14 protein-coding genes and 1 pseudogene are annotated in these 16,289 nt (G+C 54.1%); 11 read left to right on the plus strand and 4 right to left on the minus strand.

Features of this window, described 5'->3' with window-relative positions:
* Positions 1-4 precede the first annotated feature (4 nt).
* Together ACMGEE_RS02280 and ACMGEE_RS02285 are read left to right on the plus strand one after the other, a co-directional pair.
* Positions 5-937: an ABC transporter substrate-binding protein gene (locus tag ACMGEE_RS02280; RefSeq protein ID WP_253454128.1), complete on the plus strand. Its 933-nt coding sequence runs from the start codon at positions 5-7 to the stop codon at positions 935-937.
* 114 nt (positions 938-1,051) lie between these two features.
* A complete protein-coding gene (locus ACMGEE_RS02285; protein WP_436829599.1) occupies positions 1,052-2,272 on the plus strand; it encodes a diguanylate phosphodiesterase in 1,221 nt (406 codons plus the stop codon).
* A gap of 46 nt (positions 2,273-2,318) precedes the next feature.
* Here the strand turns inward: ACMGEE_RS02285 and ACMGEE_RS02290 are convergent, their stop codons facing one another.
* On the minus strand, positions 2,319-3,179 hold the full coding sequence (locus tag ACMGEE_RS02290; protein WP_253454132.1) for a DMT family transporter: 861 nt from the start codon (positions 3,177-3,179) through the stop codon (positions 2,319-2,321).
* Between the two features lie 121 nt (positions 3,180-3,300).
* Between ACMGEE_RS02290 and ACMGEE_RS02295 the strand changes: the two genes are divergently transcribed.
* Positions 3,301-4,686 carry an aminotransferase-like domain-containing protein gene (locus ACMGEE_RS02295; RefSeq protein ID WP_436829600.1) on the plus strand — a complete coding sequence of 462 codons (1,386 nt, stop codon included), beginning with the start codon at positions 3,301-3,303 and terminating at the stop codon, positions 4,684-4,686.
* Positions 4,687-4,814: 128 nt separating this feature from the next.
* A complete protein-coding gene (locus tag ACMGEE_RS02300; protein WP_436829601.1) occupies positions 4,815-5,453 on the plus strand; it encodes a LysE family transporter in 639 nt (212 codons plus the stop codon).
* A gap of 52 nt (positions 5,454-5,505) precedes the next feature.
* Here ACMGEE_RS02300 and ACMGEE_RS02305 read toward each other — a convergent pair whose 3' ends face one another.
* Positions 5,506-6,447: an Rpn family recombination-promoting nuclease/putative transposase gene (locus ACMGEE_RS02305; protein ID WP_436829602.1), complete on the minus strand. Its 942-nt coding sequence runs from the start codon at positions 6,445-6,447 to the stop codon at positions 5,506-5,508.
* A 186-nt stretch (positions 6,448-6,633) separates the two neighbouring features.
* The gene (locus ACMGEE_RS02310; protein WP_394148673.1) at positions 6,634-7,599 is read right to left on the minus strand and encodes an alpha/beta hydrolase; all 966 of its coding nucleotides are present in this window, start codon (positions 7,597-7,599) and stop codon (positions 6,634-6,636) included.
* Positions 7,600-7,898: 299 nt separating this feature from the next.
* Here ACMGEE_RS02310 and ACMGEE_RS02315 point away from each other — a divergent pair.
* From ACMGEE_RS02315 to ACMGEE_RS02325, 3 genes and pseudogenes are all read left to right on the plus strand, one after another.
* Positions 7,899-8,808 (plus strand): annotated as a pseudogene (locus tag ACMGEE_RS02315) (LysR family transcriptional regulator).
* A gap of 243 nt (positions 8,809-9,051) precedes the next feature.
* Complete coding sequence (locus ACMGEE_RS02320; RefSeq protein WP_253454144.1) at positions 9,052-9,369, plus strand: YdgH/BhsA/McbA family protein; 318 nt, start codon at positions 9,052-9,054, stop codon at positions 9,367-9,369.
* A gap of 238 nt (positions 9,370-9,607) precedes the next feature.
* Positions 9,608-10,762 (plus strand): amidohydrolase, encoded by a 1,155-nt coding sequence (locus tag ACMGEE_RS02325; RefSeq protein WP_253454146.1) that lies wholly within the window; start codon positions 9,608-9,610, stop codon positions 10,760-10,762.
* Between the two features lie 41 nt (positions 10,763-10,803).
* On the opposite strand, the gene ACMGEE_RS02330 is transcribed toward ACMGEE_RS02325, so the two are convergent.
* Positions 10,804-11,544: an HPP family protein gene (locus ACMGEE_RS02330; RefSeq protein WP_253454148.1), complete on the minus strand. Its 741-nt coding sequence runs from the start codon at positions 11,542-11,544 to the stop codon at positions 10,804-10,806.
* Between the two features lie 334 nt (positions 11,545-11,878).
* On the opposite strand from ACMGEE_RS02330, the gene ACMGEE_RS02335 reads away from it, so the two are divergent.
* The 4 genes from ACMGEE_RS02335 (at position 11,879) to ACMGEE_RS02350 (ending at position 16,285) form a co-directional block, all read left to right on the plus strand.
* Positions 11,879-12,046 carry a hypothetical protein gene (locus tag ACMGEE_RS02335; protein ID WP_301250817.1) on the plus strand — a complete coding sequence of 56 codons (168 nt, stop codon included), beginning with the start codon at positions 11,879-11,881 and terminating at the stop codon, positions 12,044-12,046.
* A 169-nt stretch (positions 12,047-12,215) separates the two neighbouring features.
* Complete coding sequence (locus ACMGEE_RS02340; protein WP_436829603.1) at positions 12,216-13,997, plus strand: EAL domain-containing protein; 1,782 nt, start codon at positions 12,216-12,218, stop codon at positions 13,995-13,997.
* Between the two features lie 21 nt (positions 13,998-14,018).
* Positions 14,019-14,195, plus strand: a complete 177-nt coding sequence (locus ACMGEE_RS02345) for a DUF2256 domain-containing protein (RefSeq protein ID WP_253454153.1) — start codon at positions 14,019-14,021, stop codon at positions 14,193-14,195.
* A 539-nt stretch (positions 14,196-14,734) separates the two neighbouring features.
* Positions 14,735-16,285 (plus strand): pyridoxal phosphate-dependent decarboxylase family protein, encoded by a 1,551-nt coding sequence (locus tag ACMGEE_RS02350; protein ID WP_436829604.1) that lies wholly within the window; start codon positions 14,735-14,737, stop codon positions 16,283-16,285.
* Positions 16,286-16,289 lie beyond the last annotated feature (4 nt).

Below are 16,289 nucleotides of genomic sequence, written 5' to 3' on the forward strand. Positions count from 1 at the left end.
GATAATGAAAAAAGCTTTAGTTTGTGGGCTGGTGGTAGCAACGTTATCTCCTTTCACCAGCGCGGCGCAAAAGCTGACGCTGATGCTGGACTGGTATGTTAATCCCGATCACGCGCCGATTATGGTGGCGCAGCAGACTGGCGCGTTTAAGGCTCAGGGGCTGGATGTGACGATTATTCCGCCTTCCGATCCGGCGTTGCCGCCACGTCTGGTCGCGGCCGGTAAGGTGGATCTGGCGGTGACCTATCAGCCACAGCTGCACTTTTTTGCCGACCAGGGCTTACCGCTGGTACGCGTCGGCACGCTGATTGATTCCCCGCTCAACACGCTGATTACGCTTGATAAAAGCGTGCATTCTCCGGCAGACCTGCAAGGGAAAACGGTGGGGTATTCCGTCAGCGGCATCGAACAGGCCACGCTCGCCGCTATGCTGCAGCACGACCAGCGGCAACTCAGCGACGTTAAGCTGGTTAACGTCAATTTTCAGCTGACCAGCGCGTTGCTGACCGGCAAAGTTGATGCGGTCATCGGCGGCTACCGTAATATTGAAGCGCTGGAAGTGAAGCTTCAGGGCAAAGATCCCGTGGTGTTCAACGTCGAGGACTACGGCGTGCCGGCCTATGATGAGCTAATTCTGGTGGCGAATCGCGATAGCCTGAACAAACCCGCTATCAAAAAGTTCCTGATAGCGCTCAAGCAGGGCAACGACTACTTGCAGGCCCATCCTGAAGAAAGCTGGCGGGCATTCGCTAAATTGCATCCTGAGCTGAACACCGGGCTGAACAGACAGGCATGGGTAAAAACGCTGCCGCTGTTTGCCCGCGACCCGGCCCGCCTGGATCGCCAGCGCTATCGGCAGTATGAAACTTTTCTTTTTAACCATGGGCTGATTAAAAAAATTACGCCGGTTAACGACTACGTCGTCGAAATCCAGTAAGCTCGCGGGCTGACGCCACAAGCTGAATTTTAATCGATTTCAAATTGCGCTGGACAACACCGCAAAGGCATCTGGTAAGGTATGCATAAAATAGCGAAAAATCTGGAAGCCCCCATGCTGTCAACCATCATCTATCGTAGCCATATTTCCGATGACGTCGCGTATAAGACGTTGGGGAAACTGGCCGAACAAGCCAATCAGGTCAACGAATCACACAGCGTGACGGGCATTTTATTGTTCAACGGCACCCACTTTTTCCAGGTGCTGGAGGGCCCGGAGGACGCTGTGACCGCTATCTATGAGGAGATCTGCAACGATCCCCGGCACCATAATCTGGTAGAACTGATGCGCGATTACGCGCCCGCCAGACGTTTTGGCAATGTCGGCATGGAACTGTTCGACCTGCGTGAATACGACCCGGAAAACGTGCTGCAGGCCGTGCTCGATAAAGGCACCTCTAAGTATCAGCTGACTTACGACGATCGCGCATTGCAGTTCCTGCGCGTGTTTGTCGACGCCACCGAACGGGAAAACTATTTTGAGATCCCGCCGGGCGACTCCTGGGAGTTCGTTGTCGATCGCGAGGAAGCGCTGCCCCGCGAGGCCGTTCCCTCGGCCACGGCCGACTACAGCTTCGCTTTTCAGCCGATTATCGATCCGCTTTCCCGCCAGATCGTGTCGCTTGAGGCCGTTATGCGCCCAACGTCGGGCATGTCGGCGGCCGATTATCTCGCCGGGCTGCCGCGCAGTGAAAGGTATAGCGTCGATCTTAAATCCAAACAGCACGTTTTTGCGATGGCGAAGCAGCTGGGCATTAATGGCCTGACGCTATCGATCAACCTGCTGCCGATGTCGCTGGCGATTGTGCCGGATGCGGTCGATTTCCTGCTGGAGGCGATCCATGCTAACGGGCTGGTGCCTGAGCAAATCGTTGTTGAGATCACGGAGAACGGCACGGTATTCCGCGCGGACGAATTCGAGGCGGCGATTAAAAAACTCAAGGCTTCCGGTATCAGCCTGGCGATTGATGGCTTTGGCGCCGGTTCTGCCGGGCTGGTGCTGCTGACCCAGTTTCAGCCTGACAAAATCAAAATCGATCGCAACATCATTGCCGACGTGCATAAAAGCGGCCCGAAACAGGCTATCGTGCAGGCGATTTTGAAATTTTGCTCCTCTTTGCAGATCGCCGTGATTGCCGAAGGCGTTAACAAGCCCGAAGAGTGGATGTGGTTGGAGTCGGCAGGCATTTGCAACTTCCAGGGCGCGCTGTTCGCGCCGTCCACGCTGAACGCTTTCCCTGTCGTGGCCTGGCCGGAAAAACTCGAAAACGATTAACCTTCGGCCTGCGAACCGGCAGCCCATGCCGCCGGTTCGTTCACCCTCAGGCAAATTTTTTTGCGCCCGCCACGCAGCCCAGCGCGGCCAAAGCGCATGCCAGCATTACGCCGCTGATGCTTTCGTGCAGAAACAGTGCCGCAAAACCAAAGCCGATAAAAGGTTGCAGCAGCTGCAGCTGCCCTATCGCCGCCGTGCCGCCCTTCGCCAGGCCGTGATACCAAAAAATAAAGCCGATCAGCATGCTGAACAGCGAGACGTAGCCTAATCCCATCCATGCGGAAAACGTCACCGCCTGGAACGAAGCTGGCCAGGTCAGCGCAGCAATGGGCAGCGCTACCGGAAGAGCCAGTGCTAACGCCCAGGCAATAGTTTGCCAACCGCCCAGTCCGCGCGCCACACGAGCGCCTTCCGCATAGCCCGCGCCGCAGACGATCACGGCCGCTATGGTCAGTAAATCCTGCCATGAAGCATGACTTTCTTTAGCGGCCAGCGCGTAGCTCGCCACAACAGCGCCGCCAGCCAGCGAAAATAGCCAGAAAGCGGGCTGCGGCCTGCGCTCGCCGCGAACCACGCCAAAGGCGGCAGTACAGAGCGGCAACAGCCCAAGGTACATAAGCGAATGAGCGGCGGAAACGTCCTGCAGCGCAAAAGCCGTCAGCAGCGGAAAACCTATCACTACGCCCATAGCAACCACCATAAGCGAAAACAGATCCGCACGCTGCGGCATTCGTTGACGACCGAGCGCCAGCAGCAGCAGTGCCGCCACCGCCGCAAGGCTGGCGCGCGCAGAAGTTAAAAACAGCGGCGTGAAGTCCGCCACCGCCAGCCGCGTTGCCGGTAGCGATCCGGCAAAAATCACCACACCCGCCAGCCCGCTAAGCCAGCCGTTCGCTTTATTTTTCATGCTTTCTCCCGTTGGACTTCGCTCAGTTAAGCATTGGCAGGATCGCTTACGCCAGATACAATCCAGTACAATTAATCTGAACTGTACTGGCTGTGAATGCAGTACAGGCGTGAGGAACGCCATGCCGCGTAGCCAGACACGTATCGCTTCGGTAATGGAGCAGGTGCGCAAACAGATAGCCGCCCGCGCTTATCTTCCCGGCGCGCGCTTGCCCTCCGTGCGCCAGCAGGCGCGCCTTTCTGGCGTGTCGGTTTCTACCGTAGTGGAAGCTTATGAACGGCTGGCCGCTGAAAACCTCATTGCGGCCCGGCCCGGCGCCGGTTTTTTTGTATCAGGCCCGGCGGCTCCGCTTGATTTAACGCAGCTGACGGCCGATAAAGAGCGCGATATCGATCCTTTATGGATATCGCGCCAGGCGCTGGAGGCGAATCCACAGCTGCTTAAGCCCGGCTGCGGCTGGCTGCCACCCTCATGGCTGTACGAAGAAGGCGTACGCAAAGCGATGCGCATGGCGGCACGAGCGCAGAGCGCGCTACTGACCGACTACGCCTCGCCCTATGGGCACGCAGAGCTACGCCAGTTTTTAGGCCGCAAGCTGGCGAAAACGGGGATTACCGCGACGGCAGATCAGATCATGCTGACCGAATCAGGCACCCAGGCCGTAGATTTGATCTGCCGTTTTTTACTCCAGCCGGGAGACTGCGTGCTGGTTGACGATCCCTGCTATTTCAATTTTCACGCGCTGCTTCGCGCTCACCCGGTAAAGATCGTCGGCGTGCCGTTCACGCCGCAGGGGCCAGATCTGACGGCGTTTGCCCAAATCCTGCAAAACCACGCTCCCCGGCTTTATATCACTAATGCAGGTATCCATAATCCTACTGGCGTATCGCTTACGCCAGTGGTTGCCCATCAGATGCTTAAGCTTGCGGAAGCGGCCGGGCTGATTATTGTGGAAGATGATATCTTTGCCGATTTTGAAACCCATCCCGCGCCAAGACTGGCGGCGTATGACGGTTTACATAACGTTATTCAAATCGGCAGCTTTTCCAAAACGGTTTCGGCGGCGGTGCGCTGCGGCTATATTGTCGCCCGGCGAGACTGGACGGACAGCCTTGTCGATTTGAAAATTGCTACCAGCTTCGGCGGCGGTCAGCTTGCCTCAATGCTGCTGCACAGCGCGCTGACAGGCAGCGGCTATCGACGCCATATGGAATCGGTACGGTTACGGCTGGCGGTAGCGATGCAAACCACGCTGGAAAAGCTGGCGGCGCTGGATATCCTGCCCTGGCATACGCCACAGGCCGGTATGTTCCTCTGGTGCCGTCTACCTGAAGGTGCCGATGCCGCACGGGCGTCACGCGCCTGCTTAAAAGAAGGCGTCGTGCTGGCGCCCGGTAACGCGTTCAGTCAATCCGGTTCGGCAGCGGATTTTTTGCGCTTTAATGTCTCACAGTGTAATGATCCTGCCATCTTCTCCGCGCTGAAACGTGCGCTTAAGCAGGGTTGATTGACTTTCCTTCGCGGCGCAACTTTTCCTTTTAACGCTATGAATAACCAGGATACTTTGTTTCTGTTGAGCAATCATGCTTTACACCGTCTGATGACGGCCGCGGATCGGCTATAAGGAACGCTTTCGTGATGCAATTTTCCAGCGGTTTTTTTCTCAGCCTGTCGCTCTGCCTGGATATCGGCATCGCCAATATCGCTATGATCACGCTGGCCATGCAGCGCGGCTATTTTTATGGCTTCTGGCTTGGGATCGGCACCTGTGTGGGCGACCTGGCGTACGCGCTGCTGGCGCTGGCCGGTATGACGGTGCTGTTACAGTTTGCCGCGGTGCGCTGGGTACTGTGGATTGGCGGCGGCGCGATGCTGCTGTGGTTCGCGCTGAAAATGGCGCTGGCCGCGTTTCGTCGTCAGGGTGAACTGCGTACTGACGAGCCGCAGCAGGCCAGGCCGCTACGCAACGAGTTTGGCCGCGGCGTGCTGCTGGCTATGTCCTCCCCCACGGCAATCCTGTGGTTCGCAACCGTCGGCGGCGCGCTGATTTCTCGTATGGGGCAGCACAGCACAACGGATTCGGGCTGGTTTCTGAGCGGTTTTTTCCTGGCGGGCGTCTTCTGGACCTGCGTTTTATGTCTGGTAGGCAGCTTCGGCGGCAGGCTGCTGGGTGCTCGTCTGCTGAAATATTCCTATATGGCCTCTGCCATAATCTTCAGCTATTTCGCGGTTTACGTGATTATTTCGGGCTATCGCGAGTTTATTATTGTCTGAACAGTACAACGCCGCCGGTAAGCTGCCGGCGGCGGAGCTGGAAGCAGGAAAGTTAGTGCTTAATTTGCCGAAGATCGTCCTCTGACAGTCCGGTCACTTCCATCACGGCTGCGCGATCGAATCCTTTTTCCAGCATGGTGCGGGCGATTTTCAGGCTGGCTTCGCGCTCGCCGTCCTGATGTCCCAGACTGCGGCCTTGTTCGAGTCCCACCTGTAATCCCTGTTCCCTGCCCATCTCTTCAAGTCTTTTTGCTATGGTCATCAGTTCATCCTTATGCTGCGGCAGTGCCTGTGCCAGTTCGTGGAGAAATCCTTTTACATCGGGCGTCTCTCCTGCCTGAATCATATAGTTTATCAGTGCGGCCTGCTGTTGTCCGCTCAGTTCGTCGCTCTGCATCAGCTGGGTTATTTCATTAAACAAATCATGCAGGTCGCGAATGCGAATATGTTTTTGCAGCAGCGTCAGCAGCGCCACCCGGCGGTGCTTTAAAATTTCATCATCCGGGATAACGGTAATATCCACCAGCGGAAAACGGCCGCCGTAGAGTTTTGCTGCCAGCCTGGGTTCACTAAAGAGATCCAGCCAGCTCATGCTGTAAGGATAAGGCGAGCGGCCGCCCTGGTAAAACAGCACCGGTATTACCAGCGGCAACATTTTATGACCGGCGTCCATATGCCGCTGCATGGCCGCAATAGCGTAGCGAAGCAGACGAAAAGGCATCATTCTGTCTGGCGAGCTTTGATGTTCGATTAATATATAGGCGTAGCCGTCGCCGTCGCCACGGGTGGTTTTAAGTGAGTAAAGGATATCGCTGTAGCAGGCTCGCAGATCGTCTTCAACAAAGCTGCCCGACTCCAGCCTGAGCGTGTCCAGATCGCAGATTTCACGCAGTTCCTCAGGCAGATGCAGCTCCAGAAAATCCTGAGCGTGGAGCGTGTTGGACAGAAACGTTTTAAAGATTGCGTCGTGCGGTGTAGGCGTACTGTTTTGCATTGGGGCCATCCTGTGCCGTTATGATGAAAATTCAGGCAAATGCTGGCACAGGATAAAAACAAAATAAAGATATTTTTATTATAATTTTCAATGCGTTACGATAATGCGTTACGGATTTTAGCGCTGAATTAGCGGTTAACCTTAGCGGGATGCCTGGCCGCACCCTTCAGGATGCGGCTTCAGATATTATTTTAAGGCATTTTTAAAGAATGAGGTCAGCTTAGCAAATGGGATAAGATCGGTACGGTCATACAGATCGACATGGCCCGCGCCCGGTACGATATATAATTCTTTCGGTTGTCCGGCACGCTGGTAGGCATCTTCGCTAAATTCTTTGGAATGCGCTTTATCGCCGGTAATAAACAGCATCGGACGTGGCGAAATGGTGTCAATATCATTGAACGGATAGAAGTTCATAAACTTTCCGATGCTGCTCAGCATCGGTTTTGTCGTCAGCGCTTCTTTCTCGCCCTCCGGCGTATAACCACCGCGTGATGTGCGGTAGAAATCGAAGAATTCCCGTTGAATAGCAGACGTTGTATCGTCAAGCTTGTTCACCGTACCTGGAATATAGACCGTTTCTCCGCCTTTAAATTCAGCAAGACGCTGTTCCGTTGCCGTTTTGATAAATGCCTGGCGCTGTTCAGGCGTTACGGCATGCTGCAATCCATTACGGAAAGCGGCCCCCATGTCATACATGCTGACCGTCGCGATGGCCTTCATACGCGGGTCTATTTTGGCCGCGTTGATAACAAAGCTGCCGCTGCCGCAAATCCCCAGCACGCCAATTTTTTCTGCATTAATATAGGGTTGCGTACTTAAATAATCGACGGCGGCGCTAAAATCATCCGAATAGATTTCCGGAGAAATCAGATGGCCGGGTTTCCCCTCGCTTTCGCCCCAAAAAGAGAGGTCTATCGCCAGCGTGACGAATCCCTGCTCCGCCAGTTTTTGGGCGTAAAGAGTTGAGCTTTGTTCTTTTACCGCGCCCATAGGATGACCAATAACGATAGCCGGATTTTTACTTGCCTGCTTCATCCCTTTCGGCATAAATAAATTACCGACCACGTTCATTTGATACTGATTTTTAAAAATCACCTTTTGACGGGTAACCTTATCGCTTTTATAAAAGTTATCTGCGCCGTCAGACATATCGGCTCCGGTTGCAGCAAACGAGCTGATTGCCAGCCCTAATAACAAGGTTAATATTCTCACTGGAGAGTCCTCAATAGCTTTTATTAATATTTACATGAAGCAAGCCGCTATCGCCAAAACGCTTTATAGTCATCAGGATTAAAAACGACTCGCGGGAATAGCACAGAAAAACGCGGCGTTGATTCATTCTCGATGCTGGCCTGAGGAAATTTTACAGGTGGCGCACAGCATTACTAGCTAATGAATGCTTAATAGGTTTATAACTACAGCTTATCAATGATTGAGATCTGCACCTGATGAAACGCAACCTGAACGACCTACTCTATTTTGTTACCGTCGCGCGTGAAAAGAGCTTTACCCGCGCCGCCGCGAGACTGGGCGTGACTCAGCCTGCTCTCAGCCAGGCGATTTCCGCACTTGAGGAGCGTATGCAAATTCGCCTGCTTACGCGTACGACCCGTAGCGTCTCGCCAACGGTGGCCGGCGAGCGTTTACTGCTGACCATAGGTAACCGTATCGATGAAATCGAAGCCGAACTGGATATGCTTACCGAGATGCGCGATAAGCCAGCAGGCACGGTTCGCATTACCTGCGGTCCCAACGTTTTGCACAGTACGCTACTGCCAAAGCTGACGCCGCTGCTGCGCCAGTATCCTGACATCACCCTCGAATTTGATGCCAATCACGGATTTCGTGACATTGTCACAGATCGGTTCGATGCGGGCGTGCGGCTTGGCGATACCATAGATAAAGATATGATCGCGGTACCCATCGGCCCTGAGCTACGCATGGCCGCAGTGGCAACGCCGGAGTATTTTACACGTTACCCTCTTCCCGAAACGCCTCATGATCTCACGCAGCACGCCTGCATTAACCAGCGTATGGTTCGCTCTGGCGGGCTATACTCAGGACGGCGGCGATTTGAACGTACGCGTCAGCGGCCAGCTTATTTTCAATACTTCTGAACACATTGTTGCCGCAGCGCTGGCAGGACTTGGCATCGCTTTTTTACCCGAAGAAGAGTTCGGCAATCATATTGAAGAGGGACGGTTGATCCGTGTGCTGGAGCAGTGGTGCAGGCCTTTTCCCGGCTACTACCTCTATTATCCCAGCCGGAAACAGCCTTCACCCGCCTTCTCTCTGGTAGTCGATGCACTTCGGGTAAGCCGAAAGCGTAGACCTGCCAGCGGGTCGCCTCAGGGTTAGCGCAGCCCCTTCCCCGGCAGCGTCAGCCCTTCTCCGCCCTGGCACATGTAATGGAATGCAAATAACTTCCTGCGGATCGCCTTTAAATGTGAACGAAGATTTCTCCACGCCTGATTAGCAGCAATAGCTAAATACAACGTGGCGGAAAGGCGTTGTATAGCTCCTGAGGTTTACTTTTTATTAACAATAAATCCAAATGCGTAACACTGTGCGCCACGGGCGACCTTAATGAGGAGTGAAGTTATGAAAGCGTTAGTTCAGGATGTGCTCTCTATTTTTTCAGCGAAATCGATCGAGCCGGTGCTGGTTCGCTCAGGCCTGTCTCAGCGGGAAAAAGCCTCGATCGCGCCTTTCGGCGTAACGGAAGTCAGCTGGGCAACCTCGCTGGAAGATCTCCACGACGCGCTGGTGCAAAAGGCGCTGGCCGCAGGCGCGGTCGGTTACCATATTACCCATGTGGAATCCCATAAGCCGGGCCAGGAGACGCAGTCGGTGCTGGCTGCCACCGCCACGCTGTATAACATCAGCGACAGACAGATCGTTGATAACGCGGCGCTTTAAACGGATCGTGCCGAGGTCTGCATTTTCTGAATAGCGAGTGTGCTTTACCGGAATCCAACTATGGCAATCTCCTGAAGGCTGGTAGGCTTTCTGGCCAGCCTGACGGGGCGGCTGTTATCTCAGCCGGCGCGGCGCATTTTTAGCCGCTAAATAAGCGGCGCCGCAGCCTGGCGCGCCAGGGGCAACGCCATAAATGAAGTCCCGTCCTACAGAGTCGCTGGCTAACCGGGAGAGCATTATGACGCAACTTGTAAATTATCTGCACCAGGTACGCCACCATCTGCATCGATTCCCTGAACTTTCGGGTCAGGAAGTCGCCACCACGGCTTATCTGCGCGAGCAGCTGGCTAACCACGATATTACCGTGCTGGATCTGCCGCTGGCGACAGGCCTGGTTGCGGAAATTCGCGGCGATCGGCCAGGCCCGCTGGTGGTGGTACGCGGCGATATCGATGCTTTGCCGATTGAGGAACAGACCGACCTGGCTTTCCGCTCGCAAACGCCGGGCGTGATGCATGCCTGCGGCCATGATTTCCACGCTTCGGCAGTGCTGGGCGCGGCGATCCTGCTGCAGCAACAGTGCGACCAGCTGGCAGGAAGCGTGCGTATTCTGTTTCAGCCCGCCGAGGAAACCGGCCAGGGCGCGCCAGCCGTACTGGCGAGCGGCGCGCTGGATAAAGCCAGCGTCATTTTCGGCCTGCACAACGACCCAGGCCTGCCGGTCGGCGTGGTGGGTTGCAAAGCGGGCGCGCTGACCGCAGGCGTTGACCGTTTCGCCATCCGCATTACCGGCACGGGCAGCCACGCCGCGCGCCCGCATGAAGGCAACGATCCGATCGTGATTGCCGGCCAGCTGATTACCGCTCTGCAAACGCTGATCGCCCGCAATCTCCCCTCCGAGCAAAACGCCGTGGTTTCCGTAACGCAGATCCACAGCGGCACGACCTGGAACGTGATCCCGGCAGAGGCATGGCTGGAGGGCACGGTGCGCACCTTTAACGCCGAAAGCCGCGCCCTGCTCGAACGCCGCTTGCGCCAGCTGCTTAGCGGCCTGGCCGTCTCGTTTAATGCAGAACTCAGCCTGGACTGGCAGCCGGGGCCGCCTTCGGTTAGCAACGACGCGCGCTGGGCGGCTTTCGCGCTTGAACAGGCCAGCGCCAGCGGGCTGGAAGCGCGTACCGTTGCGGCCAGCCCGATAGGCGAAGATTTTGCTTTCTATCAGCAGCGGATCCCTGGCGCCTTTGTGATGGTCGGCTCCGGCGGCCCCTGGCCACTGCATCATCCTGAATTTCGCGTTGATGATAACGCCCTCTTTCCGGCGGCTCGTTATCTGGCCAGGCTGGCGTTTACGGCCGGCAAAACGCTGGCGGCAGAAGCGGGAGTGACAGCCTGAGAATTCAGCTCAGCCTGTCAAACAAAGAGGATGGCCGATGCTTAGCTTTTTCTTTCTGAAGCAGCCTGGTGGATCACCATTTTTCCTGCCTGGCGAGCTAACGCAATGTTTTCGGCCTGTTGTAACACCTGCTGTAGATCCTCTTCATCTATATCAAGGAACTCCCCTTTCATTAACGCTTCGTGCAGATCCTGCCGTGAAATGGCCACATCCATCTGTACGGGTTTTGGCAAGGTTTCAGCGGCAGAAAGCGTATGCGGGTAACGACGACCGATCAGATTATTGAAAAGGATGGCCACAAACGTCAGCGAGACTGAATTAAGCAGCACCGGGACAAAAGCGAAATGGTAGCCACTCATTCCTGCCGCGTGGCTGCCCATCACTGCAGTCAACGCTATTGCGCCGCCCGGGGGATGAAGACAGCGCAGCTTAAACATCAGCACCACGGACAGGCCAGCAGCGAGTGCAGCCCCAATCACGGGCTGTTCAATATAGTGCGCGACGGTCAGGCCGGTTAATGCTGATACAAAATTACCACCTATTACTGACCATGGCTGAGCCAGCGGGCTGTTAGATGCAGCAAACAGCAGAACGGCGGAGGCACCCATTGGCGCAATAAACCAGACGTTAACTTCGCCCAGCGTCCAGTGGCTGAACAGGCTGGCGAACAGCAAACCGGTGAAAGCCCCCAGGCTGGAAAGGATTATCTGGCGGGGTGCCACTACCACCGGGCGCGGCCAGAATCTTTTTATAAAATGCTTTATTTGAGAAATAGTTATCATGCAGGCGATATCTTATCTGATAAAAACGGCGCGCGAATAGTCTCTGAATTTACGGCGAAACACAATGCCCGATCTTTTGCCAATCCTTTGGCGTTCAGGGCCCTTGCTGGCCGCAGCGTAGGCGTCGCTGGGATCGACACTGGTCCCAAAACGATAACGATGTAATCAGAATTTGGCCTTATACTCCCAGCCTGGCCGGTTATTGATTAGCCTGATTGATAAAATTCCCTTTTTCCTTGGTTATTGTACGCATCTGCTATGCCTGACTTAGCGTGCCCTAAGGCCTGCCGGATGTACCCACAAAAAATAGAAAAATTACCCAGCCGGAGTCGCGGTGTTAAAAATGAATTTTATTGCCGGTAATGTTAAAACCACGGTAATTCTGGCATTTCCCAGAGCAAAAGCGCCTGCCTCAGATTTTAAATCAAACGGCATCTCTTTTTTTTCAATTGCCCGAGAAAAAAAGGAAAAGACACCTGTGATTCAATTGTTATATCGATAAGGCGTGATTTTTTCATTAAAGAAATTAAAAGTGACACACACCCCCTGTCAGGGCTATGATTTAAAGTAGATCTATTTTTTTGCGGCAATATACTTCTAACTCGTTATATTTTCCCCGCTTTATTTTAATGCTTAATTTGCACCAGAGTCAGGCTGGCGCTGAGGCCCCAATGATTATAAACAGTGACAGCAATAACGGCCCTCGTCTCCGTGCATTACAGGCTCTCCTTAGCGCTGATGAAAGCAGGGATGAGGTGCTCAGGAAATTTGTTCAGCTTTCCAGCCAGACGCTGGGCATTCCGGGTAGCTTTATCTCCGTACTGGATGATGATACTCAGTACGTTCGCGCTTCCCACAATTTTTCCCTGTCACACTCTTCTCGCGAAGAGTCGCTGTGTCGTCACGTGGTAGACAGCGATAATCCGGTTGTGGTGCCTGATACCCTGCTCGATATTCGGTTTGCCACTCATTCTCTGGTCATCGGGGCGCCGTATATCCGCTTTTACGCTGGCGTGCCGCTAAAAAATAGCGAAGGGATTGTGGTCGGCACGCTGTGCGTAACCGACACGAAGCCCCATCCTTTTAGCGCCAGCCAAATTACCACGCTCAGAATGCTGGCTGCCCTGGTGATCTCTTTCCTTGAAGCATTAAATTCCGCCAGTTTTACCGATCCGGTTACCGCTCTGCCTAATCGTCAGCGCCTTATCCAGGATCTGCAAAACCTGACCGCAGCAGAGAATCAGACGTCGCGTCGGTTAATCATTATTGACTGTATTGATATGCCTCGCGCCTGCGAACTTGCACGCTCAATGGGCATGGGGCCGGTAGAAAATCTGCTTAAAGATGTGGCGACGCTGCTGCCACTCCGTCTGAGGCTGGCAGCAGGTGACAGGCTTTATACGGTTGCCACCGGCCGTATTGCCCTGTTGACACGTCAGGGCAGCCACCTCAGCGCTGAGCGGGTCATCGAAAAGCTGGAGGGAATTAGCGTCGATCTGGGCGACGGTCTTGCTATCGCGCTAACAATTTTTACGGGCGAGACGGACTTTATTCCAGGGGAGGTCGCTGCCCAGGAGATACTCCGCCGCGCAGTCAGCGCGCTGCATGAAGCTATCGCACGCGGTTTGTCATCGCTCCATTTTGTTGAGGTGGTCAATGAACGGCATACGCAGGATCCTGCGCTGATCAGCGATCTGGCTTCTGCGCTGCGGGAAGGCCAGGGGCTATGGCTGGCCTGGCAGCCCAGAATTTGTCTGCACAGCGGTAAGCCTGTCGGGCTGGAGGCGCTTATCCGCTGGCGCCACCCCACTCGGGGCGAGCTCTCTCCTGCTTTTTTTGTCCCACAGGCTGAACAGGGGCAGTTATTATCCGTCCTGACGAACTGGATGACAGATCGCGTGATTAGCCGGCTGGCAAGACTGAAAAACAGCCATATTCAGTTACCGATAATCATTAATGTCAGCGCACGCGACTTCTCGCATAAAGGCTTTGCTACCATGCTGGAAAATAAAATGCTGAAAGAGAAACTGCCTAATGCCCTGCTCGGCATTGAATGCCTCGAAACCGAACGTATGCTTGAGAACCCGGCGGCACTGAGTGGGATGGAAATGTTAAAACTCAGGGGGTTTGGTATTTCACTGGATGATTTTGTCACAGGCTACCGCAATATCAGCTATCTGCGACGTATGCCACGTGATGCAATAAAAATCGATCGATCTTTGATCCGAAATATTTCCTCGGATACCTCTTCACGGATCATTTCCCGCAGTATTGTAACCATGCTGAAGGAGCTGGATTACACCGTACTGGTGGAGAATGGGGAGGCGGATACGGCGTTAACAGAATATGGCAGTAACCAGGAACAGGACTATTTTTATGCCAGGCCGTTGCCAGAGGCAGAGCTGGATCAGTGGCTGGAATGGCGGCTACGCGATCTGGGCAAGTCGTCTTAACCGGTAAAAGCGGATGAAAAAATGAAAGTATTTAAAGGCAATAAAAAAACGTTGCCGGTGCGTTTCTGCAAATATTGTAATAAGCCAATGACATGGCGTAAAAAATGGGAGAAGTGCTGGGACGAAGTGCAATATTGCTCTGAACGCTGCCGCCAACACGCGAAGCGCCCCCTCTCCCGCAAAGATGAACATTCCTGAACTCAGCTCAGCGGCTGCGAACGCGCTGACCGACTTCGTATCACCCGCTGGTTTTTTCCGTTTTCGCCCGATCGTTTAACACGCCGCTTTGCCAGGTGTATTTCGACAGTACCAGGCCGCGTTTGTCGCATGCTCTGTGCACTTATGCCCGAATTGTTCAAAACGGCCTTATCCCTCACCGTCCTTCCGGCCCTTCTCCTTCAGATTATTCCTAAGAAAAACCGTCTTTTACCGCCGCTTAATGTGATTTGCATCACACTTTTAGCATCAGATAGTGAGACGGGTGATTTGTACCACCAAAAATGTTGAATGATAATGATTGTTATTTATAATCGCATTCAAACAAAAGCTGTTAACAGTAATTTAACCTATGGGTTGCACGCGGGATATTGTCTTTACAACGAGTAAGCATGACTCCCTGTTTTTTTAAGGTGTTTCTCCTTTTTGCATCTCTTGATTTTTATTGGAATTTTCGAGCTGGTAATCCTGCCTGGTTTACGTAGGCAGAGTCTTTGCGTCTTAAAGTACAGGAACTAAATATGGTCTTACGCTCATTCGCTCAATCAGTCCCCTCTTCTGCTGTCGGTTATGTTAGCAGCCCTGAAAAATACATTTTCAATAACCAGCAGCTGCCTGCCTGGAATCAGCAAACCCAGGACGTGCTGGCGCTAATGTCCAGAACACTGGAGGCCGTTGAGAAGCCATTTAGCGGCATCCTTCCCCATGAGCTGGCCACAGCGTTCAGCGAGGTCGATTTGGATCGCCCGCTGGGCAGTAACGAAGAGGCGCTGGCAGAGCTTAGCCAGCTCTACCTCCGTGACGCTGTCTGGTTCCATCATCCTAAATACCTGGCGCATCTCAACTGTCCGCTGGTCATGCCTTCTCTTATGGCTGAGCAGATCATGGCCGCCGTAAACAGCTCGGTAGATACCTGGGATCAAAGCGCAGGCGGCACGCTGATTGAGCAAAAAGTTATTGACTGGACTTTGGGCCGTATTGGCCTGCCTGCTGAATCGGATGGGATTTTTACCAGCGGCGGCACCCAGTCTAATTTGATGGCCATGCTACTGGCACGAGACAGCTGGTGTGAAGCCCATCATCCCGGCCACCTTATTAAACAGCGGGGGCTGCCTGAAGATGCTGCTAAGTGGCGAGTATTCACTTCAAAACTCAGCCATTTCAGCATTCAAAAGTCGATGGCGATCCTTGGATTGGGTTATGACGCCGTTATCCCCGTTGATTACGATGCACATTACCGCATGGACGCGAAACAGCTTGAACAGGAGATCCTGCGCTGCCATGAACAGGGATTAATCCCGATCGCCGTTGTTGCCACCAGCGGCACCACCGATTTTGGCAGTATCGATCCGCTTCAGCAGATAGCGGGCCTTTGCCAACATCACGGCTTATGGATGCATGTTGACGCTGCCTATGGCTGCGGCCTGCTGGTATCAGAAAATCATCGCCACCGCCTGAACGGTATTGAACAGGCCGACTCGGTGACCGTCGACTATCACAAATCGTTCTTTCAAAGCGTCAGCTGCGGCGCTTTCTTCGTGCGTAACCGCAAACATCTGAAGCACGTTACCCACCATGCTGACTACCTTAATCCGTTAAGCGCCCAGCAGGAAGGCACGCCAAACCTGGTCAATAAAAGCATTCAGACTACGCGTCGTTTCGATGCCCTGAAGATGTGGCTGACGCTGCGCATCATGGGGCCGCGCATGCTGGGCGAAGCTTTCGACAGCATTATCAACCTGACGCAAATCGCCCATCAGCTGCTGAACCAACATCCCGCTATCGAGGTGCTCCATGCGCCCGAGTTGACCACGCAGATTTTCCGCTACGTTCCCGAGTCAGCGATGAGCGAGGCACAAATTGATGACATTAATGTAGCGATTCGTAAGGCGCTGTTCCGTTCCGGAAATGCCGTCGTTGCCGGTACCAAAGTAGAAGGACGTCAGTATCTGAAATTTACCCTGTTAAATCCCACCACCACCCCTGCTGACCTCGAAGACGTGGTCAGCCTGATTGCGTATTACGGGCGGGAGCAGATGCGGCTTTCTCTATTGACCCCGGCAAACCAGTGAGAGC

Origin of the sequence: Erwinia artemisiae (assembly GCF_051400835.1) — a bacterium.
Classification (GTDB): domain Bacteria; phylum Pseudomonadota; class Gammaproteobacteria; order Enterobacterales; family Enterobacteriaceae; genus Erwinia; species Erwinia aeris.

Bases quoted from the DNA above. Each gene is read 5' to 3' on its own strand.
- ACMGEE_RS02290 (WP_253454132.1), bottom strand. From the start codon at position 3,179: ATGAAAAATAAAGCGAACGGCTGGCTTAGCGGGCTGGCGGGTGTGGTG.
- ACMGEE_RS02305 (WP_436829602.1), bottom strand. From the start codon at position 6,447: ATGCAAAACAGTACGCCTACACCGCACGACGCAATCTTTAAAACGTTT.
- ACMGEE_RS02310 (WP_394148673.1), bottom strand. From the start codon at position 7,599: ATGTCTGACGGCGCAGATAACTTTTATAAAAGCGATAAGGTTACCCGT.
- ACMGEE_RS02280 (WP_253454128.1), top strand. From the start codon at position 5: ATGAAAAAAGCTTTAGTTTGTGGGCTGGTGGTAGCAACGTTATCTCCT.
- ACMGEE_RS02330 (WP_253454148.1), bottom strand. From the start codon at position 11,544: ATGATAACTATTTCTCAAATAAAGCATTTTATAAAAAGATTCTGGCCG.
- ACMGEE_RS02320 (WP_253454144.1), top strand. From the start codon at position 9,052: ATGAAAGCGTTAGTTCAGGATGTGCTCTCTATTTTTTCAGCGAAATCG.
- ACMGEE_RS02295 (WP_436829600.1), top strand. From the start codon at position 3,301: ATGCCGCGTAGCCAGACACGTATCGCTTCGGTAATGGAGCAGGTGCGC.
- ACMGEE_RS02340 (WP_436829603.1), top strand. From the start codon at position 12,216: ATGATTATAAACAGTGACAGCAATAACGGCCCTCGTCTCCGTGCATTA.
- ACMGEE_RS02345 (WP_253454153.1), top strand. From the start codon at position 14,019: ATGAAAGTATTTAAAGGCAATAAAAAAACGTTGCCGGTGCGTTTCTGC.
- ACMGEE_RS02325 (WP_253454146.1), top strand. From the start codon at position 9,608: ATGACGCAACTTGTAAATTATCTGCACCAGGTACGCCACCATCTGCAT.
- ACMGEE_RS02285 (WP_436829599.1), top strand. From the start codon at position 1,052: ATGCTGTCAACCATCATCTATCGTAGCCATATTTCCGATGACGTCGCG.
- ACMGEE_RS02350 (WP_436829604.1), top strand. From the start codon at position 14,735: ATGGTCTTACGCTCATTCGCTCAATCAGTCCCCTCTTCTGCTGTCGGT.